23 protein-coding genes and 1 pseudogene are annotated in these 21,276 nt (G+C 66.6%); 13 read left to right on the top strand and 11 right to left on the bottom strand.

Translation table 11 applies throughout. The annotated features are described in order from the left end of the window. Window positions 1-17 precede the first annotated feature (17 nt). Both J3367_RS18870 and J3367_RS18875 read left to right on the top strand, forming a co-directional pair. Window positions 18-749 (top strand): proteasome-type protease, encoded by a 732-nt coding sequence (locus tag J3367_RS18870; RefSeq protein ID WP_024351325.1) that lies wholly within the window; start codon window positions 18-20, stop codon window positions 747-749. Between the two features lie 94 nt (window positions 750-843). Beyond that, entirely contained in the window at window positions 844-1,647 is an 804-nt protein-coding gene (locus J3367_RS18875; protein WP_421462118.1) for a GGDEF domain-containing protein, read from the top strand. A gap of 18 nt (window positions 1,648-1,665) precedes the next feature. On the opposite strand, the gene J3367_RS18880 is transcribed toward J3367_RS18875, so the two are convergent. After that, window positions 1,666-2,031, bottom strand: coding sequence for a gamma-butyrobetaine hydroxylase-like domain-containing protein (locus tag J3367_RS18880; protein WP_024351326.1), 366 nt, complete (start codon window positions 2,029-2,031; stop codon window positions 1,666-1,668). Window positions 2,032-2,240: 209 nt separating this feature from the next. On the opposite strand from J3367_RS18880, the gene moaA reads away from it, so the two are divergent. Together moaA and J3367_RS18890 are read left to right on the top strand one after the other, a co-directional pair. Further along, the gene (gene moaA / locus J3367_RS18885) at window positions 2,241-3,230 is read left to right on the top strand and encodes a GTP 3',8-cyclase MoaA (protein ID WP_024351327.1); all 990 of its coding nucleotides are present in this window, start codon (window positions 2,241-2,243) and stop codon (window positions 3,228-3,230) included. A 2-nt stretch (window positions 3,231-3,232) separates the two neighbouring features. Further along, on the top strand, window positions 3,233-3,712 hold the full coding sequence (locus tag J3367_RS18890) for a hypothetical protein (protein ID WP_277024512.1): 480 nt from the start codon (window positions 3,233-3,235) through the stop codon (window positions 3,710-3,712). Window positions 3,713-3,750: 38 nt separating this feature from the next. On the opposite strand, the gene J3367_RS18895 is transcribed toward J3367_RS18890, so the two are convergent. Beyond that, on the bottom strand, window positions 3,751-4,275 hold the full coding sequence (locus tag J3367_RS18895) for a hypothetical protein (RefSeq protein ID WP_421462120.1): 525 nt from the start codon (window positions 4,273-4,275) through the stop codon (window positions 3,751-3,753). Window positions 4,276-4,474: 199 nt separating this feature from the next. On the opposite strand from J3367_RS18895, the gene J3367_RS18900 reads away from it, so the two are divergent. The 3 genes from J3367_RS18900 (at window position 4,475) to J3367_RS18910 (ending at window position 7,569) form a co-directional block, all read left to right on the top strand. Beyond that, the gene (locus J3367_RS18900) at window positions 4,475-5,368 is read left to right on the top strand and encodes a DMT family transporter (protein WP_421462122.1); all 894 of its coding nucleotides are present in this window, start codon (window positions 4,475-4,477) and stop codon (window positions 5,366-5,368) included. Next, window positions 5,368-6,633: a multidrug effflux MFS transporter gene (locus J3367_RS18905; protein ID WP_421462124.1), complete on the top strand. Its 1,266-nt coding sequence runs from the start codon at window positions 5,368-5,370 to the stop codon at window positions 6,631-6,633. The genes J3367_RS18900 and J3367_RS18905 overlap by 1 nt, the downstream gene beginning before the upstream one ends. 138 nt (window positions 6,634-6,771) lie before the next feature. Then, the gene (locus tag J3367_RS18910) at window positions 6,772-7,569 is read left to right on the top strand and encodes an ABC transporter substrate-binding protein (RefSeq protein ID WP_024351332.1); all 798 of its coding nucleotides are present in this window, start codon (window positions 6,772-6,774) and stop codon (window positions 7,567-7,569) included. A gap of 75 nt (window positions 7,570-7,644) precedes the next feature. On the opposite strand, the gene J3367_RS18915 is transcribed toward J3367_RS18910, so the two are convergent. After that, complete coding sequence (locus J3367_RS18915) at window positions 7,645-8,613, bottom strand: MBL fold metallo-hydrolase (RefSeq protein ID WP_421462126.1); 969 nt, start codon at window positions 8,611-8,613, stop codon at window positions 7,645-7,647. A 117-nt stretch (window positions 8,614-8,730) separates the two neighbouring features. Here J3367_RS18915 and J3367_RS18920 point away from each other — a divergent pair, with 117 nt between their 5' ends. The 3 genes from J3367_RS18920 to J3367_RS18930 are packed head-to-tail and all read left to right on the top strand — an operon-like array spanning window position 8,731 to window position 11,204. Continuing rightward, window positions 8,731-9,441: an ABC transporter permease gene (locus J3367_RS18920; protein WP_024351334.1), complete on the top strand. Its 711-nt coding sequence runs from the start codon at window positions 8,731-8,733 to the stop codon at window positions 9,439-9,441. Further along, on the top strand, window positions 9,438-10,244 hold the full coding sequence (locus J3367_RS18925) for an ABC transporter permease (protein WP_421462128.1): 807 nt from the start codon (window positions 9,438-9,440) through the stop codon (window positions 10,242-10,244). The genes J3367_RS18920 and J3367_RS18925 overlap by 4 nt, the downstream gene beginning before the upstream one ends. Window positions 10,245-10,268: 24 nt before the next feature. Continuing rightward, window positions 10,269-11,204 carry an NAD(P)-dependent oxidoreductase gene (locus tag J3367_RS18930; protein WP_338083207.1) on the top strand — a complete coding sequence of 312 codons (936 nt, stop codon included), beginning with the start codon at window positions 10,269-10,271 and terminating at the stop codon, window positions 11,202-11,204. Between the two features lie 86 nt (window positions 11,205-11,290). On the opposite strand, the gene J3367_RS18935 is transcribed toward J3367_RS18930, so the two are convergent. The 3 genes from J3367_RS18935 to J3367_RS18945 all read right to left on the bottom strand — a co-directional run bounded on the left by J3367_RS18935 (window position 11,291) and on the right by J3367_RS18945 (window position 13,105). Beyond that, window positions 11,291-11,776: an Lrp/AsnC family transcriptional regulator gene (locus J3367_RS18935; RefSeq protein WP_009210047.1), complete on the bottom strand. Its 486-nt coding sequence runs from the start codon at window positions 11,774-11,776 to the stop codon at window positions 11,291-11,293. A gap of 80 nt (window positions 11,777-11,856) precedes the next feature. Continuing rightward, entirely contained in the window at window positions 11,857-12,486 is a 630-nt protein-coding gene (locus J3367_RS18940) for a uracil-DNA glycosylase family protein (protein WP_421462130.1), read from the bottom strand. Between the two features lie 7 nt (window positions 12,487-12,493). Beyond that, window positions 12,494-13,105 carry a glutathione S-transferase family protein gene (locus J3367_RS18945; protein ID WP_230785010.1) on the bottom strand — a complete coding sequence of 204 codons (612 nt, stop codon included), beginning with the start codon at window positions 13,103-13,105 and terminating at the stop codon, window positions 12,494-12,496. A gap of 229 nt (window positions 13,106-13,334) precedes the next feature. Between J3367_RS18945 and J3367_RS18950 the strand changes: the two genes are divergently transcribed. From J3367_RS18950 to J3367_RS18960, 3 genes are all read left to right on the top strand, one after another. After that, complete coding sequence (locus J3367_RS18950; RefSeq protein WP_421462132.1) at window positions 13,335-14,840, top strand: sensor histidine kinase; 1,506 nt, start codon at window positions 13,335-13,337, stop codon at window positions 14,838-14,840. 150 nt (window positions 14,841-14,990) lie between these two features. After that, entirely contained in the window at window positions 14,991-15,236 is a 246-nt protein-coding gene (locus J3367_RS18955) for a DUF1289 domain-containing protein (protein ID WP_421462148.1), read from the top strand. Beyond that, entirely contained in the window at window positions 15,229-15,939 is a 711-nt protein-coding gene (locus tag J3367_RS18960; RefSeq protein ID WP_421462134.1) for a retropepsin-like aspartic protease family protein, read from the top strand. The genes J3367_RS18955 and J3367_RS18960 overlap by 8 nt, the downstream gene beginning before the upstream one ends. A 9-nt stretch (window positions 15,940-15,948) precedes the next feature. On the opposite strand, the gene J3367_RS18965 is transcribed toward J3367_RS18960, so the two are convergent. The 5 genes and pseudogenes from J3367_RS18965 to J3367_RS18985 all read right to left on the bottom strand — a co-directional run. Further along, entirely contained in the window at window positions 15,949-16,773 is an 825-nt protein-coding gene (locus J3367_RS18965) for a sulfite exporter TauE/SafE family protein (protein ID WP_024351342.1), read from the bottom strand. A gap of 90 nt (window positions 16,774-16,863) precedes the next feature. Then, complete coding sequence (locus J3367_RS18970) at window positions 16,864-18,279, bottom strand: aldehyde dehydrogenase family protein (protein WP_421462136.1); 1,416 nt, start codon at window positions 18,277-18,279, stop codon at window positions 16,864-16,866. Window positions 18,280-18,331: 52 nt separating this feature from the next. Then, on the bottom strand, window positions 18,332-19,351 hold the full coding sequence (gene dusA / locus J3367_RS18975; protein WP_277024534.1) for a tRNA dihydrouridine(20/20a) synthase DusA: 1,020 nt from the start codon (window positions 19,349-19,351) through the stop codon (window positions 18,332-18,334). 836 nt (window positions 19,352-20,187) lie between these two features. Beyond that, the gene (locus tag J3367_RS18980) at window positions 20,188-20,394 is read right to left on the bottom strand and encodes a CsbD family protein (protein WP_421462150.1); all 207 of its coding nucleotides are present in this window, start codon (window positions 20,392-20,394) and stop codon (window positions 20,188-20,190) included. A 773-nt stretch (window positions 20,395-21,167) separates the two neighbouring features. After that, window positions 21,168-21,276 (bottom strand): annotated as a pseudogene (locus J3367_RS18985) (IS5/IS1182 family transposase); the annotation flags it as partial.

Consider the following 21,276-nt stretch of genomic DNA (forward strand, 5'->3'; position numbering starts at 1 on the left):
GGGGGATGTCAGCCAAAATGACCTATTGCGTGGGGCTCCTCGTCGATCGTGGCCTCGTTTTCATGTCGGATACCCGTACCAATGCGGGCATCGACAACATTTCCGTCGTCTCGAAGATGAAGACGTGGGAGGTGCCGGGCGAGCGCTTCCTGTGCCTGCTCAGCGCCGGCAACCTGGCCACTACCCAGTCGACCGTGTCGCTTCTGGAAGAGCGCCTGCTCGCGCCCTCGGAGCGCCAGCCGGCGATCCTGACCCAGCCGTCGATGTTCCAGACCGCCAAGCTGGTCGGCGAGACGATCAAGGAGGTCATCTCCTACACGACGCCGGCCGGCCAGTCGGCCGATGCGCTGTTCTCGGGCACCTTCATTCTCGGCGGCCAGATCAAGGGCGGGCGTCCGCGCCTCTTCCTGATCTACCCGGAAGGCAATTTCATCGAGGCCGGGCCCGACAATCCCTTCTTCCAGATCGGCGAACACAAATACGGCCGGCCGATCATCATCCGCACCTACGATCCGCAGATGAGCCTGGAAGACTGCGCCAAGCTGCTGCTGGTCTCCTTCGATTCGACCATCCGCTCGAACCTGTCGGTCGGCGCACCGATCGACATGCAGTTCTACGAGACCGACACGATGGTGGCCGGCTACAAGCGACGCTTCGAATTGTCGGACCCGTATTACCAGGAGATCTCGGGCGGCTGGTCCGATGCCCTCAAGGATGCATTCGATCGCCTGCCGCCTTTCCAGCGTTAGAACGCCACAGGTCAAGACACGGGCCGTGCATCGGCATTAATCTTGCGGAAAAGATTGTTCGCAATACTGACGGAACACAGGAAACTGTTTCGGCATGACGCGGACACTCACCCAGCAACCTCTGACGACACGCGGCTTGTGCAAGCTGGCGGGCATCACGCTTTGCGGTGTGCTGTCCTGCATGGCGGTCGCGCTCATCTACAACGCGGCACTGTTTCGCAACGCCGATCCGGAAGCCTTTCGCCTGGCGATGATCTGCGCGGTGGTCGTGCCGACCATCCTCGGCGGGCCGCTCTTCGTCTTCCTATCGCTGAAGCTGCGCGAGTTGCGCGTCCTGAATCGCCGCCTCGAGATCGTCGCCGCCCATGACGGGCTGACGACGCTTCTCAACCGGCGGGCCTTCACCGAGCGGGTCGAGGCGCGGCTGGAATCCATGGCCACGGATGGCCTGGCCGGCGCACTGTTCCTGATCGATGCGGATTTCTTCAAGTCGATCAACGACCGCTACGGCCACGCCACCGGCGACCGGGCGCTCAAGGCGATCGCGCTGCGGCTGCAGGATTCGGTCCGCGAGGGCGACATCATCGGCCGCCTGGGCGGCGAGGAATTCGGCGTGCTGCTCGCCGATGTGGACCGTCTCGCTTCGATACAGATCGCCGAACGGATGCGCGAGGCCGTGGCGACGATGGAACTGGCGTCGCCGGAGGGCAAGCCGGTGCCGGTGTCGGTCAGTATCGGCGGCGTCATCTTCGACCGGCCGGTCGGCTACAGCTATCTCTATCAGGAGGCCGACAACCGGCTCTACGAGGCCAAGGCCCGCGGGCGGAACCGCGTCGTCGTGCGCGACACCGCCCCCGCCGCCGCCGCCGCCGCTGCGCCGGATCGGGTCCGCGCCTGAGGCCGGTGCCCGCCCGCCTCAGCGTTCGCGGCGCAGACCCTTGGCGTCGAGCTCGGCCAGATAGGCCTGCCAGCGCGTGTCCTTCTCGCGGAACAGCTCCGCAAGGTAGCTCCAGCTGAAGATGCCGGTATCGTGACCGTCGTCGAAGCCGATGCGCACGGCATAATTGCCGACCGGCGCGACCGAGGAGATGGCCACGTCGATCTTGCCACCGACGGTCTTGCGCTGATCCGGCGAATGGCCCTGAACCTCCGCAGACGGCGACATTACCCGCAGCATTTCGGCCGACAGATCCTGACGGGCGCCGCCGGCCTGGACGAGCACCAGCGTGCGCCGGTCGGGCGTGACGCGGATTTCCTGTGGCGGCGCGACGGTGTCGGTCATGGCAGTTTCGCCTCCCGGGCGTGTTTCAATTTGTCTGGCAATGGTTTGTTCGATGCGTCGCGCTTGACCCGCACGCACCGCGCTTCCACATTCGCGGGCATGGACATCCACATCACCCTCGCCTGCGAGGCCGCAATCTCATGAGTCTCGTCCCCGACATCAAGACCGCGGTCTCCGAAGGCCGGTCGCGAACCAACGCGTTTCCGGAGATGATCGACCCGTTCGGCCGGGCAGTAACCTATCTGCGCGTGTCGGTCACGGACCGCTGCGATTTTCGCTGCGTCTACTGCATGGCCGAGGACATGACGTTCCTGCCCAAGCGCGACCTGCTGACGCTGGAAGAGCTCGACCGGCTGTCCAGCGCCTTCATCGCCAAGGGCGTTCGCAAGCTGCGCCTGACCGGCGGTGAGCCGCTGGTGCGCAAGAACATCATGCATCTGGTGCGCTCGCTGTCGCGGCATCTGGAATCGGGCGCGCTCGAAGAGCTGACCCTGACCACCAACGGCTCGCAGCTCGCCCGCTTCGCCGACGAACTGGCCGATTGCGGCGTCAAGCGCCTCAACGTCTCGCTGGACACGCTCGATCCCGACAAGTTCAAGCAGATCACCCGCTGGGGCGAACTCGACCGGGTGATGGGCGGCATTCGCGCCGCGCAGGCCGCCGGCATCAAGATCAAGCTCAATGCGGTCGCCCTGAAGGGCTTCAACGAGGACGAGATCCCCGGCATGATCGAGTGGGCCCATGGCCAGGGCATCGACTTCACGCTGATCGAGACGATGCCGCTGGGCGAGATCGACGAGGACCGCACCGACCAGTATCTGCCGCTCAGCCAGGTCCGCCGCGATCTGTCGCAGCGCTGGACGCTGAACGACATCCCCTACAAGACCGGCGGTCCGGCGCGTTACGTGGAAGTGGCAGAGACCGGTGGGCGGCTCGGCTTCATCACGCCGATGACCCACAATTTCTGCGAAAGCTGCAACCGCGTCCGCGTCACCTGCACCGGCACCCTCTTCATGTGCCTCGGTCAGGAAGACGCCGCGGATCTCCGGGCGCCGCTGCGCGCCTCGGAGGGCGACGAATTGCTGTCGAACGCCATCGACGAGGCGATCGGCCGCAAGCCGAAGGGACATGACTTCATCATCGACCGCGACACGAGCAAGCCCTCGGTATCGCGGCACATGAGCATGACCGGAGGATAATGATGCGCCTTGAAGGATTGTCCGTCGCCGCGCTGGCCCTGGCGGCGGCGCTGACCTGTGCCGCGCCGGCCAACGCCGACGACGTCACCTATCGCAACGAACGCTTCGGCACGACGGCGAGCTTTCCCGCCGAAGCCTTTCCGAACCAGCTGCCGGCGCCCACCAATGGCGACGGTCTCGGCTGGAGTTCGCCGGCGGGCGCGGAGATCTTCATCTATGCCCGGCCGCGCGAACCCGGCGAGACGCCGCAGGCGGTGGTGGGGCAGCGCGCCGATACGGACGAGGTTACCTATGACCGGTCCGGCAAGCGCTGGGCCGTCGTCTCGGGCTATCGCGACGGCCGGATCTTCTACGAGCGCTACATCTTCCGCGGCGATCTCGTGCATTCGGTCTCGATCCGCTACCCGGAATCGGAGCGCGCGACCTATGACAAGCTGGTCGGCCCGATCACCATGACGCTGGACGGTCCCGCACGCGACTGAGCCAAGAAGGGAGGCGCCCGTCGCCGGGCGCCTCCCGATCAGGCCCGTTCGCTTTCGCGATAGGCTTCCTTGACGGTCTCGACCACGGCCTGCGGCGCCTGCTGCGCGGCCTCGCCGACCGGCTCGTCTTCGGTCAGCAGCGTCTTCTGGGTCGTGGACGTCCCCAGATCGTCGATCATGCTCTGCGTGCGCATGGCCTCGAGATTGGCCATCGCGGCTTCGCGCAACTGGTCGATCGCGGCGGCGGTCCGCGGCGCGACGGCCAGCGCCCGGGTCGCGGCCGCACCGGTCACCGGCGCGCTGTCGCGGTTCGCCGTGCCCGAAGCCGCAGCATTGCTGGACGATGCGCCTGCACCGGATGACGAGGACGTCGCACCGGCGGTCCCGGCATTCGCCGACGCCGACTGGGTCTCGTTCGACGAGGTGCCGTTGGCCGGCGGTGCCGAGGCGCCCGAACCGCTGTTCGCTTCAGCCGGCGGCGGGGTCTGCTCGCTGGGCTGGGGCTGGCTGCTGGGCGGCGGCGTCTGCCGACTGCCGGGTGAGACGAGGTCGATCAATCCCATAGGTTACGCTCCTGGATACAAAGAGCCGGAGCCTTACGCCTGCAGGGCTTTCCACGGTTTTGCAGAAATCGTTAAAGTTGCAATCACAACGACGTGACGGCTTTTCGCCGGCGGCGATGACGCTTTTCGTATCGCGCCGTCGTCGGCAAAGCGCTAAGGCTGCCTGACACTTCTCCAGCAACCGATCCGGCCTCTCCCCTTGCTCAGCGACAATGCCCGCGCCGCGCTTTTCATGCTCGTCTCCATGGCGGGTTTCGTCGTCAACGACACCTTCGTAAAGCTGGCGGCCGACCACATCTCGCCGCCCCAGATCATGGCCGTGCGCGGCGTCGTCGCCTCGCTGCTGCTGTTCCTCCTGGCCTGGCGGATGGGCGCGCTGCGCCCCCTCGCCATGGCGATGAAGCCGCGGCTCTTGGTGCGCACCATCGCCGACATCACCGCGACCCTGTCCTACATCACCGCCCTGTCCCACATGCCCATCGCCAACGCCTCGGCGATCTTCCAGGCGCTGCCGCTGACCGTCACGCTGGGCGCGGCGCTGTTTCTCGACGAGCCCGTCGGCTGGCGGCGCTGGGCGGCGATCGCCGTCGGCTTCGTCGGGGTCCTCGTCATCGTGCGGCCGGGCACCGACGGCTTCACCATCTATTCGCTCGCGGTGCTGGCGTCGGTCGCCGCGTCCGCCGTTCGCGACCTGACGACCCGGCGCATGGACCCCAAGGTGCCGTCGCTGTTCATCGCCATGATCACTGCGATCGCGGTTTCGCTGCTCGGCTGGCTGCTGATCCCGCTGGCGGGCGGCTGGCGGCCGATGCCGGCCTTGACGCTGGTCCATCTGAGCTGCGCGGCGGCGTCCATCGCGGTCGGCTACATCTTCATCGTCCAGGCGATGCGGATCGGCGATATGGGCTTCGTCGCGCCCTTCCGCTATGCGGTCCTCGTCTTCGCGCTGATCCTCGGGCTGGTCGTCTTCGGCGACCTGCCCTCGCCGCTGACGCTGCTGGGCGCGGCCATCGTGGTGGCGAGCGGACTTTACACCCTATATCGGGAACGGGTCCGGGGCGTCGCCGCGCCGGTCAAGACACAGGTGCACTGATGCTGAGGGATACACCCGGTCACGACGCCGAGCCGACGGTCCTGCCGACGGCCGGAACGCCTCCCGCCGCCGCACCGGTCACGGGCACCGCCGCGCGCCGCCCGATGCTGGTCACGCTGATGATCGCCTCGGCGCTGTCGCCGCTTGCGATCAACATCTTCATTCCGTCGATGGCCTCGATCGCCGCCGATCTGTCGGCCGACGGCGCGACGGTCGGCCTTGGCCTGTCGCTCTATCTGGTGGCGACGGCGCTGATCCAGCTCGTCGCCGGACCGCTCTCCGACCGCTACGGACGCCGGCCGATCATTCTCGGCGGCATGGTGCTGTTCCTCGTAGGCACGCTGCTCTGCCTGATGGCCGACGACGTGGCGCTGTTCCTCGTCGGCCGCGTCGTGCAGGCGGCGAGCGCCACCGGCATCGCGCTGTCGCGGGCGATCGTGCGCGACGTCTACAGCCGCGAGCGGGCGGCCGCGATGATCGGCTACGTCACCATGGGGCTTGCCGTCGCGCCGATGATCGGGCCGCTGATCGGCGGCGTCCTCGACACCGCCTTCGGCTGGCGCAGCGTCTTTTGGCTGCTGACCGGCATCGGCATCGTCACGATCGTGCTTCTGGCCTTCGACCTGTCGGAGACCAACAGCGAGACCGGGCGGCCGATCCTGCCGCAGCTGCGGGCCTATGGCGAACTCGCCGGCTCGTCGGCCTTCTGGATCTATGTCGGCACCTCGTCGCTGACCTCGGCGGTGTTCTTCGGCTTCCTCGGCGGCGCGCCCTTCATCGCCATGACGGTGCTGGGCATGACGCCGGCCGGCTACAGCGTCTGGTTCGCGCTCTGCGCCATCGGCTACATGCTCGGCAATTTCGCCACCGCGCGGCTGTCGGAACGCTTCCGTATCAAGACCATGATGGTCACCGGTGCGGTGATCTCGCTGGCCGCGACCAGCCTGTCGCTGGCGCTGATCGCCGGCGGGCTGCTTTCGCCGCTGACGCTGTTCGCGCCGATGCTCTTCGTCGGTTTCGGCAACGGGCTCGTGCTGCCGACCGCAACGGCCGGCGGCGTCAGCGTCATGCCGCAGGCCGCCGGAGCCGCCGCGGGCATGCTCGGCGCCTGCCAGATCGGCGTCGGGGCCCTCAGCTCGATCCTCGCGGCGCTTCTGGCCACCGGCAGCGGGGGCGCCGTCGGCCTGCTCCTGCTGATGACCGGCATCGCCATTGCCGGCCTCGGCGTGGCGCTGTCGGCCAAGCGCGTGAACGCCGCCGGCTGACGCCAATGATGGTTTCATCCGAGAACGCTTGGCGGTTGCCTCACCCGGCAAAAATTGCCAGCATTGGCGCCATAACAGGCATGCCTTCCTGACAGGCCGCACCGGTCCAGGCATGCCGTCCACCCAAAAGAGGTTTTCATGCGTCTCACCCGAACTCTCGCCTTTGCCACCACCGTCGCCGCCCTCGCCCTGGGCCACGCCCAGGCGCAGGAGAGCGACGCCGACAAGGACTGGTCGAAGGTCGTCATCGGCACCGAAGGCGCATATCCGCCGTTCAACTTCCTCGACGCCTCCGGCGAACTGCAGGGCTTCGACGTCGACATCGCCAAGGCGCTGTGCGCCGAGATGAAGGTCGAGTGCAGCTTCGTCACCCAGGATTGGGACGGCATCATCCCGGCGCTGCAGAACGGCAATTTCGACGCGCTCGTCGCCTCGATGTCGATCACGCCGGAGCGTGAGGAGCAGATCGCCTTCACCGATAAATACTACCAGACCCCGCCGGCCATCGCCGTGCCGAAGGATTCCGACATCACGGAAGCCACCGCCGAGGCACTGGCCGGCAAGGCGATCGGCGCGCAGACCTCGACCACCCATGCCCGCGCCGCGGAAAGCTACTTCCCCGACGCCGACGTGCGCCAGTACCCGACTGCCGAGGAGTACAAGCTCGACATCGAGAGCGGCCGCGTCGACGCGGTGGTCGACGACGTCGTGGTGCTGGACGAATGGCTGAAGAGCGACGCCGGCGCCTGCTGCAAGCTGCTCGACACGCTGAAGGCCGACCCGGCGATCTACGGCAAGGGCATCGGCATCGGCCTGCGCCAGGGCAGCGACAAGCTGGCCGGCATGTTCAACGACGCGATCGCCGCGATCCGCGAGGACGGCACCTATGACGAGGTGCAGAAGAAGTATTTCGAGTTCGACGTCTACGGCGAGTAAGCCCGGACCCGAGAGATGCGAAGCCGCGGCGGGGCGACCCGCCGCGGCTTTTTCATGCGCGATCGATCGCGGCGGTCAGCCGAGATCGTACTGCCATTCGGACGGCCGGAAGGCATAGGCCGCGTCGCCCGAACCCTTGACCACATGGCCGATGCTGGGAAACGCGATGTGCATGCCGGCAATGCGCGTGCGATTGGCCGCGACATCCGCCAGCAGCGCCTCGCGCGTGGCGATCGCCGCCTGCGGATCGCCGTCAAAGGCGATGCCGACATCCGGCCGGGCGAACTGGATGGCACCGGCGTGGACGATGTCGCCCCAGACCAGGAGGCCATCGGCGCCCTCGCCGATCATGTAGCCGCAATGGCCGGGCGTATGGCCGAACAGCTCGCGCGCGGCGATCCCCGGCACGACGTCGCCGGCCGCCGCGAAGGTCTTCACCTGGTCGCCGGCGACTTCCATGGCGGTGCGGGCCGCGTCGAAGAAGCCCTTGACCGAATCCGGCGCCGCGTCGCGGTTCTCGATGCTGGTCCAGAAATCGTACTCGGCCTTGTGGACATGGACGATGGCGTTCGGGAAGGCGAGCTTACCGTCGAGCACCAGGCCGCCGACATGGTCGGGATGCAGATGCGTCAGAAGTACCGCGTCGATGTCCTCGGGCGGGATGCCGGCCGCCGTCAGGCGATCCTGCAGCTTGCCCATCTGCGGGAAGGCGCCGGCGCCGCCGGTGTCGATCAGCACCGTCTGCTCGGGCAGATGCACGACATAGGCGTTGACGCCGGTGGTCACCGGCGGGGCGCCCTTGAAGGCCTCGTCGAGCAGGCGTTCGGCCTCGGACGCCTCGATGTTGGACAGAAGCGTGATGTCGAGGTCGAGATAGCCGTCGGAGACAGCTGTGACGATCGCCTCGCCGACGCGAATCTGCTGGACCGGCAGCACCTGGCTCGTCGGCGCGGGCGCCTTGGCGGCGGCCGGCAGCGCGCCGAGGCGCAACAGGACGGGGGCGCTCAGCGCCCCGGCAACGAAATGGCGGCGGGAAACGGGCATGGCGCGGGCTCCTTGAGGTTGGGAGCGTGGAAATATCGCCGCGTCCGGCCAATGCAATGAAACGGTGTGTCTGCCCGGCTTGATGATCCCGCCGGTGGCGGCTAACCATGGATTTTGATGGATCATTACTGGACGCTCATCGGCTTTGGCCCCACGGGATGGGGAGACGACATCGCCTGGGGCGTCCTCGTCACCGTTTCGCTCGCCCTCGCGACGCTGCCGATCGGCCTCGTCTTCGGCTTCCTCCTGTCGCTGGCGAAACAGTCCGACGACCGCTATCTGAACCTGTCGGCTAACATCTACACCACGATCTTCCGGGGCCTGCCGGAGCTGTTGACGCTGTTCGTGGTGTATTTCGGCGCCAACGGCCTCCTGCGCTCCCTCACCCAGTCGACCGGCCTGCCGGACATCGCCCTGTCGAGCTTCGTGTCCGGCATGATCGCGCTGGGCTTCGTCTTCTCGGCCTTTGCCAGCGAGGTCTTCCTGTCGGCCTTCCGGGCGATTCCCCCCGGTCAGCGCGAGGGCGCGGCGGCGCTCGGCCTCGGTCCGGCGCGGATCATGATTCTCGTCATCCTGCCGCAGATCATCCGCATCGCCCTGCCGGGCCTCGCCAATCTGTGGATGAACCTCCTGAAGGACACGGCGCTGGTCTCGGTCATCGGGCTCGCCGACATCATGCGCCAGACCGGCATCGCGGCGCGCGTGACGCGCGAGCCGTTCTACTTCTTCGGCGTGGCGATCGTGCTCTACCTGGTGCTCACCATGCTGTCCTCGATCGCCATCGGCGGCATCGACCGCTGGACGAAGCGCGGGGACGTGGCGAAATGAGCGATGCCGCCATGGCCGCGCCGCCGGTGGTCAAGCCGAAGCCGAAGATCGGCGGGCTGATCGCGATCGGCATCTGGATCGCCATCTCCATCGGGCTGGCGATCTACATCATCCGCGGCTTCGACCCGACCTTGTTCACGCGGTTCGGCCCGTCCTACCTGTCGGGCCTGTGGATCACCATCACGCTGGTCGGCGGCTCCTTCGTCTGCGGCGCCGTCGTGTCCCTGCCGGTGGCGCTCGGCCGCATGTCGGCCAACCCGGTGGCGCGCACCCTCGCCTTCGTCTTTGTCTATTTCTTCCGCGGCACGCCGCTGATCGCCCAGATCTTCCTCGTCTATTACGGCTTCGGCCAGTTCCGCGGCGCCTTCGAGACGGTCGGCCTGTGGTGGTTCTTCCGCGAAGCCTGGTACTGCGCGCTGTTCTCGCTGACCCTCAACACGGCGGCCTATCAGGCCGAGATCCTGCGCGGCGCCATCCAGAGCGTGCCGACCGGCCAGTGGGAGGGCGCCCGGTCGCTGGGCATGCCGCGGGCGGTGATCTTCTTCAAGGTGATCCTGCCCCAGGCGATGATCGTGGCGCTCAGGCCCTATGCCAACGAGATCATCCTGATGATCAAGGCCTCGGCGATCGTGGCGATCATCACCGTCTACGATCTCTTCGGCGAGACGCGGCAGGCCTATTCGCGCACCTTCGACTTCCAGACCTATGTCTGGGCGGCGGTGCTGTATCTCGCCATCGTCGAGGGGCTGAGACACGCAACCAACTTCATCGAGCGGCGGCTGACCCGGCATCTGAAGCGTTAGCTTGGGAGCCGGGCGGCCACCGGTTTGAAACGCGAGGCGACCGCGCAAGGTCACTCGCATCGCAGAACGACATATTGGGGAAGTGAGAACATGGCGAAAGTTGCATTCATCGGTCTCGGCGTCATGGGATATCCGATGGCCGGACATCTCAAGACGAAGGGCGGCCACGAGGTGACCGTGTTCAACCGGTCCGCCGCCAAAGCGCAGAAATGGGCCGACGAACATGGCGGCGCCCATGCCGCGACGCCGCGCGAAGCCGCCAAGGACGCCGATTTCGTGTTCTGCTGCGTCGGCAATGACGACGACGTGCGCTCGGTGATCTACGGGGACGACGGCGCCTTTGCCGGCATGAAGCCCGGCGCCATGCTGATCGACAACACCACCGCCTCGGCGGAGCTCGCCCGCGAGTTGGCGGAAGCGGCCAGCGCCAAGGGCTTCAAGTTCATCGACGCACCCGTCTCGGGCGGCCAGGCCGGCGCCGAGAACGGCGCCCTCACCGTGATGTGCGGCGGCGAACAGGGCGATTTCGATGCGGCCAAGCCGGTCATCGATGCCTATGCCAAGATGGTCGGCCTGATGGGCCCGGCCGGCGCCGGGCAGCTCACCAAGATGATGAACCAGATCTGCATCGCCGGTCTCGTCCAGGGCCTGTCCGAGGCGATCGCCTTCGGCAAGAAGTCCGGCCTCGACATCGAGAACGTCGTCAGCGTCATCTCCAAGGGCGCCGCCGGCTCCTGGCAGATGGAGAACCGCCACAAGACGATGAATGCCGGCGAGTACGAGCACGGCTTCGCCATCGAATGGATGCGCAAGGATCTCGGCATCTGCCTCGCCGAGGCCAAGCGCAACGGCGCGACCCTGCCGGTCACCGCGCTGGTCGACCAGTTCTACGCCGAAGTCGAGGCGATGGGCGGAAAGCGCTGGGACACCTCGGCCCTGCTCGCCCGCCTGGAGCGCTGAGCGCGCTTCACACGCTGCATGAAGTGGCGGTCAGATCGATTCCGGTCTGGCCGCCAAGCTATTGATATGGCGCGCCGATCGCCGGCTCAGGTCTCGCGCGGTTCCTTGTCGAGGACCATGTAGTCCAGCGGCATCTGGGTCGTGTACTTGATCTGCTCCATGGCGAAGGACGAGGACACGTCGCGGATCTCGATCTTCGAGATCATGCGCTGATAGAAGGCGTCATAGGCGGCGATGTCGGGCACGACGACGCGCAGCAGGTAATCGACGTCGCCGCTCATGCGGTAGAATTCCATCACTTCGGGAAACTCGCCGATCACCTCGGAGAAGCGCTTCAGCCATTCGTTGGAATGGGAATTGGTGCGGATCGAGACGAAGACGGTGACGCGGGCATTCACCTTGACCGGGTCGAGGATCGCCACGCGGCGGCGGATGACCCCCTCCTCCTCCAGCTTCTGGATGCGGCGCCAGCACGGCGTGGTCGACAGGCCGACGCGCTTGGCGACGTCGGCCACCGCCAGCGTCGCGTCTTCCTGCAGCAGTCTCAGTATCTTCTTGTCCAGCCGGTCCATCGACGTATCACTCCTGTCCTTGCGCCAGAGGATTACAGGAGCCGGCGGCAAATCGGTAGGGTGGCCGAACAATCGCCGGCTCAGACAAGCTCACCGACACGCCGGCGCAGTTCCGGCAGCAATTCCTCGCCGAACCAGGGATGACGCTTCAGCCAGCCGCTGTTGCGCCAGGACGGATGCGGCAGCGGCAGGACGGGAGCAAAGCGACCGCCCCCGGCAAGGATCGTCCGCCAGTTCGCCACCGTCTCGGTCAGGGTCCGCCCGGCGCCGGAGGCGATGTGGAAGCGCTGGGCATACTGGCCGATCGCCAGGATCAGCTCGATCTGCGGCATGGCCGCCATTGCCCGGTCGTGCCACGTGGCGGGGCATTCGACGCGCGGCGGGCGGTCGCCGCCTTTCGGATCGGTGCCGGGAAAGCAGAAACCCATGGGCAGGATCGCCACCCGTGCCGGATCGTAGAAGACCTCCGGCGACAGTCCCAGCCAGTCGCGCAGGCGGACGCCCGACGGATCGTTGAACGGCGTCGTCGAGCGGTCGGCGAGGTTGCCGGGCGCCTGGCCGGCGATCAGCAGCCGGGCCGTGCCGGAGAGGGCCAGCACCGGATTGGGCTCAACCGGCAGCGGCGGCCCGACTGGCGCGTCGCGGCAGATCCGGCAGGCGCGGATCGTGTCGTAGAGCGCCGCCGGGTCCTCGGCCGCTGCCGACGTCAAGGTGACGTCAGGCCTTCGCGCTGGGCCGTGCCGAGATCTCGGCGTACCAGCGCGCGACGTTGGAGAGGTTGTCCGGCAGGTCGATCTTCGCCGGTTTCATGAAGTCCATGGCGACGAGGCCGGTGATGTCGGCGATGCTGTAGTCGGCGCCGGCGGCGAAGCGGTTGTCGGCCAGATGCTGGTCGAGAAGGGCCAGGAAGTCGAGCGCCTTGGGGCGGTTCGCCGCGCCCCATTCGGCGATCTGCGGCACTTCCCATTCGGCCATCGCCGGATGGGTGTGGCGGAAGGCAGCGGCGACGCAGGCATAGAAGCCGAGCTCGATGCGGCGGTTCCACATCTCGACCAGGGCGCGGCCGAGAGCGCCGGTTCCGAACAGCGCCGGCTCGGGATGCAGTTCCTCGAAATAGCGGCAGATGGCGACGGATTCGGTGAGGATCGTGCCGTCGTCGAGTTCGAGAACAGGAAGCCGCTGCAGCGGATTGCGACGGCTGATCTCCTCGGACCGATGGCCGAGCTTGGCCATGTCCACCGCCTCGGTCGGCACCGACAGGCCCTTCTCGGCCAGGAAGATCCGCACCCGGCGCGGATTGGGCGCGCGGCCACCGTCGAACAGCTTCATCGCAAGGGTCCTCCCACTCTTTTTCCGTCCCGAGCATTAGGCACGCGCCCGTCCGGCGGCAAGCCCGCATCCCCCGCCATGGGGGCGACGGCGCCCTGCGGCGGCGGGTCCGCGCCGGCGCTTTTCCCCAGACAAACTCGACATTTCGCGATTCCTTAAGAGAGTTTCTTAATCTCCTCGAAACATCATGGGCGCTCCGGCAAGCGTATGCAGGCGATCGATCGCGTTCATGACAATCGCAGCTCCCCACTCCTACGACCACACGGTCATCGCCAGACGACGGGCCGCCCGCAATGGCGACCTGACCCGGACTCTGAAGGCCGCGCGGGAACGTCTGTCGGCGCGTGGCGGGCTGCAGCCGAACTTCGAACGCGAGCTCCTGGTCCAGCATGCCGCGGCGATCCAGGCGGCGGCGATCGTGCTGCCCCTGCCGGTCATCCTCACCGGATTCGGCCTGTCGATCTTCACCGGTCCGCTGCCGGCGATCCTGTGGACCGGCTTCGCCCTGCTCGGCCATTTCGCCCTCGTCGTCGTGTCGCGGCGGTTTCCAGCCGACAACCTGACGCGCGCCGGCATCACCCGCTGGTCACGGATCTTCCTTGCCGGCCATGTGGCGGCCGGCCTGTCCTGGGCGTATCTGGCGACGCTGGCCTGCGCCGAATGCCAGCCCCTGCGCTTCGAGCTCTTCCAGTTCACGGTGATCTTCCTCGCCATCGCGATGATCGCCATGGTGTCGTCGACGCTGCGCGCCGTCGTCCCGCTCACCTTCCTGCCGACCATCCTGGTGCTCGGCTACGGCATCGTCACCACGGCCCAGCCGATGGCCTCGGCGATGTACGGTGTCCTGATCGGCGCCGTGCCGTTCTTCGCCTTCGTCGCCGAGATGCTGCGCCGCGCCAGCATCGCCCGGCTGAAGCACCAGAGCGAGAAGGACGAGCTGATCGCCGAGCTGGAAATGGCGAAGATCATGTCCGACGAGGCCCGCAGCCGGGCCGAAGAGGCCAACCTCGCCAAGTCGCGCTTCCTGGCGACGATGAGCCACGAGCTGCGCACGCCGCTGAACGCGATCCTCGGCTTCTCCGAGGTGATGAGCAACGAGATCCTCGGCCCCATCGGCAACGAATCCTACAAGGACTACATCGCCGACATCCACGCCTCGGGGCAGCATCTGCTCGGCCTGATCAACGAGATCCTTGATCTGTCACGGGTCGAGGCCGGGCGCTACGCGCTCAGCGAGGAAGCCGTGGACATCGTCGCCATCGCCCGCGACTGCCTCGGCTATGTCCGGGTGAAGGCGGAGGCCAAGGATCTGGTGATCGGCGCGGAGTTCGAGGCGGACCTGCCGGCCATGTGGGCCGACGAGCGCTCGCTGCGCCAGATCATCCTCAACCTGCTGTCGAACGCGGTGAAGTTCACCCCGCGCGGCGGCGAGATCACCCTGCGCGTCGGCTGGACCGCCGGCGGTGGCCAGTATCTGGCGGTCAAGGACAACGGTCCCGGCATCCCCGAGGAGGAAATCCCGATCGTCCTGTCCTCCTTCGGACAGGGCTCCATCGCCATCAAGAGCGCCGAACAGGGCACCGGCCTCGGCCTGCCGATCGTCCAGGCGCTGATGAAAATGCATGACGGCTCGTTCGAGCTGCGCTCGCGGCTGCGCGAGGGCACCGAGGCGATCGCGATCTTCCCCAATTCCCGCGTCCTGGAAGTCATGCCGGCCCTCGACGAATACGCCTGACGCCTTTCCCCGGTGGCGGCTCCTTAGCCGGACGCACAACGACGCGGCGCGCTTGTACGCCGCTGCCCCAAAGGCCATATCCGGGTCATGAAACGCGGTGCGACGACGCCCGCCGACGCCCCGATTGTGACACCGACGCGCCGCGGACCCATGAGCATCGAAAGCCCCTGCATCTCCTTGTGCGCGATCGATCCGCGGTCCGGCTATTGCTTCGGTTGCGGCCGCACGGGCGAAGAGATCGGCGCGTGGATCGCCTTCTCCCCCGACCAGCGCCGCGCCGTGATGGACACCCTGCCGGCCCGCATGGCGACGATCGAGCGCCCGGCCCGGCGCGAGACCAAGCGACGGCGGCTGGAACGAGAACGGGCCGAAGCGCAAGGAGCGGACGATGCGTAGAGGCAGCCTCCTCTGGATCATCCTCGCCATTCTCGGCGTGGCGTGCCTGGCCCTCGTCCTCAACCAGGACGGCACCATTGCCGGCCTGCCGGACAACCAGTTCGCCAGCCTCGCCTATTACGGTGTCTGGGGCCTGGCGCTGGCTTCCGGCGCGATCCTGTTCCTGCGGACCAATCTGGCCGGCGCGCTGAAGGGCGCGGCGATCTGGGGCCTCGCCTTCCTCGTGCTGATCGCCGCCTACGGTTTTGCGCCGGAACTCTCGGCCCTGAAGGACCGGGTCGTCGCCGTTCTCGTGCCCGGCACGCTGGTTTCGCTCGGCGACGGCACCGAGGGCAGCCGCTTCATGTCGCTGCGCGGGGCCGACGACCATTTCCATCTCGACGGCGAGATCGACGGCAAGCCCATCTCCTTCATGGTCGATACCGGCGCTTCGATGATCGCGCTCGACCGCTCGACGGCCGAATCCGTCGGCATCGACACGACGCAACTGCGCTATTGGCAGCAGGTGATGACGGCCAATGGCGTCGTCGGCGCGGCGCCGGTGCGGCTCGACGAGGTGCGCGTCGGCGATATCGTACGGCACGGCGTAGCGGCGGCGGTGACGGAGAGCGACGGTCTCGGCGTCGCGCTGCTCGGCATGAGCTTCCTCAACACCCTCACCTCCTTCGACTTTCGCGGCGATCGGCTGATCCTGACCGACTGAGCGACCCTCTCAGAGCAGCGAATAGGCGAAGCGCGCGGCGACGATCAGCAGGAAGGCGCCGAAGCCCAGCTCGAGCTGGCGGCGGGTCAGCCTGTGCGCCAGCGCGGCCCCCAGCGGCACCGCCAGGATCGAGGCCGGCGCGATCAGAAGCACCGCGGCAAGGCTGACGAAGCCGATGCTGTAGGCCGGCAGCAGCGGATCGCCCCAGCCGCCGATGGCGTAGGAGAGCAGGCCGGGAACCGAGATCAGCACGCCGACACCGGCGCTGGTGGCCACCGCCTCGATCATCGGCCGGTTGTAGAGCGTCATGAAGGTGTTGTTCAGGACACCGCCGCCGATCCCCATCAGCGAGGACAACAGGCCGATCAGGAAGCCGGCGACCGAGCGACCGGCAAGGCCGGGAAGCTGCTTGCCGAAGGACATCGGCACCTTGCCGAAGACCAGCTTCAGCCCGAGCACCAGGGCCAGCGCCGCGAAGATGCCGCGCAATTCGCCCGACGAGGCCGCGGCGGCGACCATGGCCCCGGCGATCGCCCCGAGCGGGATCGCTACCACCCATTCCTTCAGAAGCCGCCAGTCGACGACGCCGCGCCGCCAGTGCGAGATCAGCGAGCGGATCGAGGTGGGCACGATGATCGCCAGGGACGAGCCGATGGCCAGATGCATCGAGACTTCGTGGCTGACGCCGAGTTCCTCGAAGGTCTGGTAGAGCACCGGCACGAAGATCGCGCCGCCGCCGATGCCGAACAGGCCGGCGAGGAAGCCCGCGGCCGCAGCCGCTCCGAAGAGCGGCAGGAGGTAGGGAATCAGAGCGGACGCTTCGATCGGCTGCATGGTTCCTCATAGGGGGGAACAGTCGCGAATGCATCCGTTATGTTGCACCGCGCAAAAGCCGGTGCGCCAGCGCGGCGGTTCCGCCGGGGATCAGCGCCGCAGCATCAGCTGCGACACCATGCGGGCCAGCCGGCCCCAGGGCGGGCCCAGCCGCTCGAAGACGTTGATCGCCCCGACCTTGTAGACCGCCCGGGCATGGCTGAAGCGCAGGAAGCCGTCACGCCCGTGATAGGCGCCCATGCCGCTGGGGCCGATCCCGCCGAAGGGCAGATTGTCCTGGGCGATGTGCAGGAGCGTGCCGTTCACCGTCACGCCGCCGGAAATCGCCCCGTCGAGAACCCGCGTCTCCGCCCGCTTGTCGCCGGTGAAGCAATAAAGCGCCAGCGGCCGCTCGCGGGAATTGACGATGGCCAGCGCCTCGTCGAGATCGCGATAGGGCACGACCGGCAGGATCGGGCCGAAGATCTCCTCGCGCATCAGGACACTGTCGTCGGGGGCGCCGACGACGATGGCCGGCGCCATCCGTGCCGCGCCCTCCCCCGTCTCGCTCGTCGTCGCCACGTCGGAATGGCGATGCACCGTGGCGCCGGCGGCCTCGGCCTCCGCCAAAGCGGCGATCAGCCGGGCATGGTGCCGCTCGCTGATGATGCTGGTGTAGTCGGCATTCGCGGCCGGTTCCGGATAGGCGGATCGCGCTTGCGCCAACGCTGCGGCAACGAAGGCGTCGAGGGATGCGGCGGGCACCAGCACGTAGTCCGGCGCGATGCAGGTCTGGCCGGCATTCAGCCATTTGCCGAAGGCGATCGACCGCGCCGCCGCGTCGATGGAATAGTCCGGGCAGATGATCGCAGGCGACTTGCCGCCGAGTTCGAGCGTCACCGGTGTCAGGTTCTCGGCCGCCGCGCGCATCACCTCGCGGCCGACATGGGTCGAGCCGGTGAACAGCAGATGATCGAAGGGCAGCGCCGAGAACGCCTTGGCGACCGGCACATCACCGACGACGACGGTCACCTGTTCGGCGGCGAAATGCTCGGTGACCAGGCGCTGCAGCAGCTCGGAGAAACGCGGTGTCAGTTCCGACGGCTTCAGCATGGCGCGGTTGCCGGCCGCCAGCGCATCGGCCAGCGGCGCCAGCGTCAGGATCAGCGGATAGTTCCAGGGCGCCATGATGCCGACGATGCCGAGCGGCTCGTGGCGCACCCAGGCCCGGCCCGGCTGGAAGGTGATGTCGATGCCGCGGCGCTGCGGCTTCATCCATCCGGCGAGCGATTTGGAGGCGTGGCGGATGGCGTTGAGGGTCGGGCCGATCTCCAGGAGCTCGGTCTCGGTCTTCGAGCGCTGGCCGAAATCGGTGGAGATCGCCGCGGCGAGGGCATCGACATTGCCGACGATCAGCCGGCGCAGACGGGCGAGCGCGTCGCGGCGCGCGGCGGCTTCCGGTGCCGGCTGGCTGCGCGAGGCCGCATGCTGGCGGTCGAACCGCGCCTGGAGGGTGTCGTCGTTCATGGCGCGATCCGTTCGTGCTGTCGGGTGATGGTCACCGGCGCGGTCGCCGGCGTCAGGCGGCGTGGCGCTTGTCGCCATCCAGTCGCACGGCGGCGAAGGCCTCGCGCAGCAGCTGCGGCCCGGCGTCCGGGCGCACCGCGCCGTCCGACAGGATCTGGCGCCAGCGCCGCGCGCCGGGCATGCCGTTGAACAGGCCGAGCATGTGCCGGGTCACCTGCCCCAGCCGGCCGCCGCGCTCCAGATGTCGCGCGGCGTAATCCGCCATGGTGTCGATCAGCGCGGCATAGTCCACCGGCTGCGGCGCCGCGCCGAAGATGCGGGCATCGACCTCGGCCAGCCGGTCCGGCGTCTGGTAGGCCGCGCGGCCCATCATCACCCCGTCGACGCGGTCGAGCTCCTCGACGGCCGCATCCAGCGTCGTCAGCCCGCCATTGAGGCCGATGAACGCCTCCGGCAACCGCTGCTTCAGCCGGTGGACGCGGTCGTAGTCGAGCGGCGGGATGTCCCGGTTTTCCTTCGGGCTCAGCCCTTGCAGCCATGCTTTTCGCGCATGGACCCAGATCGTGGTCACGCCGGCGGCAATCGCGGCATTGGCGAGATCATCGAGCGCCGGCTCCGGGTCCTGCTCGTCGACGCCGATCCGGCACTTCACCGTCACCGGCACGTCACTCGCCTCGACCATGGCCGCGAGGCAACGACCGACGAGGTCGGGCTCGCGCATCAGGCAGGCGCCGAACGCCCCGGACTGCACCCGGTCGGACGGGCAGCCGACATTCAGATTGATCTCGTCATACCCGAAATCCGCTGCGATCCGGCAGGCTTCCGCCAACTTCTGCGGCTCCGAACCGCCGATCTGCAGGGCCACCGGGCTCTCGACCGTATCATGGCCGAGCAACCGGTCGCGGTCGCCATGCAGGATCGCGTCGGCGACAACCATCTCGGTATAGAGCAGCGCATGCCGGGTGAGCTGCCGATGGAAGAACCGGCAATGCCGGTCGGTCCAGTCGATCATCGGAGCGATCGCGAACGGAGAACCCTTTGTTGTGCTGGTTTTTAACGCTGATTCAGTCACTCGACCGGACTGCACTGATCTACTGTTCTCGACCAAACTCAACCATTTCCGACTGTCTTATAGCTATTGCTACGTCGTAGCGACCTCAGAGGCACGTAGCAACTTGGGAGCCATCAACGCACCCAAACGGGCCGACGGATCGTCAACCTATACCGCACAGATTCGCATCTCGCGAGCCGCAGCGCTCGTTCACTCTGAGGCACAGACGTTCGAGCGGCGGCCAATTGAGTCGGCTGACTGAAGAAGCGGGAGAAGGATTTCGAGGTCCCAGGCGCGCCGGAGCCCTGATTGCGAACCATGGCGCGGCATAGTCGGGAAACACGCCCGGCAGCAACGGAAAGTTGCCGGTGCTGTCACATATAGCGCGGCCGAATTCTCCGATGGCCGATTTGCCCTTCTTGCTTGAGTAGGGGTTGCACGTAGAGGCAGAAGAGCACGCCGTGCGGACTCCCGTCGAGAAGCATCTAAGATGTGTCGTTCCCGCAACCATAGGATTGCGACACTGAGGTAACTAGCGACTTCAAACGAGGATGGTCACCGAGATGCAGAGCCAGCCGGAACAAGCGCAAAACGCCGGTCAAAAACCGCCGCTGAATTCAGAGGATCAGCATGATCCTTTCGTCAGCAGACGGTCGCGCTCGAACGACGACTACAGCTGGGATCGCTGGGAAACTGGAGGCGTGCGAGGATAAGTCCTCCCTTCCACGCAACCTGATCACCGAAAACGAATAAGCCGTCGCACGCGAGGGGATGCGACGGCTTCGCTAAATGGTCAGCTCGCAAGATCCAGCCGGATGGCTACTTCACTAGGATAAGATACTCACCCAAGCGATTTGCTAGATATCGTTCCGCCCTGCGGCCCACTCATCCACTTGCCGGTGCGCTTCTTCTTTCTCGACCCCGTAGGCTTCCTGGATTCGCCCAGCGAGCATATCCTTGTTTCCCTCGACGCGGTCGAGGTCGTCGTCCGTCAGCTTTCCCCACTGTTCCTTCGCGCTGCCCTTGAACTGCTTCCACTTTCCTTCGATCTGATCCCAGTTCATAACTCCATCTCCCACGATGACATGGGCGTACAACCACGATCGCTGGCTAGTTGTTCCGTTTGCGCTATTTTCTCTGGGACGGATCGTTGTATTTTGATACAGTAGAAAGCCCGGTCGCTTCCCAAAGGAGCGACCGGGCCGGTCAGGACTGACGCACTCACGATGCGCGCCTTTCATGTTAACGATGGGGAGCGAACACGGCAATGGCGCAGCGTCAGCGCCGCCGACTCGTTTCGGGCCAAGCTCCTGGGCCTCCTCCTTCAGCCCCAGTACCGCCCGCAACGATTCCCTGATCACCTTGGTCTGCGCCGCCGGTGCCGCGGTCTGTTCGGCGATGGCAATCGTCTGATCGGTGATTTCTCCGGACAACGACCGCGCTATCGACGAGCGCGCAGGTCATCTCGACGGTGTCGCTATACCGTTGCGGACCACGGGCGCGGATGGTCAGGGAACACACCCGGCAACGACTGAAGGTTGCCCATGATGTCCCGTCCGCGCAGGTAAACTGTCAGATATCCGTTTGGCGGCAGCTGATTTTTATAGGTTGCACATGCCACGGGATACAGGCGTCACCAAAGAGAAAGCCGCCGCACTACGCTTCAACGAGTGCGGCGGCTTAGCCAATGGGTGGTCCTGCAAGATTCATCCAGATGGCACAATCGAACAATAGCACAAATGTGCAGCACCCGGAATACGGAAAATGGCGCCCCCCCCCAGGACGGGCCGGTGACGCCGCGTATGTAATGGCTGGCATCAGAGCCCGTCCGGAAAGGTCATGATGCGCGGCCAAGGCGGCGAATGAGGATCATGACCGAGGCGGCATAGAGGAAGGCGGTGGCAGAGGCGATCGTGGCCTCCGGGTCTTTCCAGAGCCGGCGGTTC

Origin of the sequence: Aurantimonas sp. NFXS3 (genome assembly GCF_049132005.1) — a bacterium.
GTDB lineage: Bacteria > Pseudomonadota > Alphaproteobacteria > Rhizobiales > Rhizobiaceae > Aurantimonas > Aurantimonas coralicida.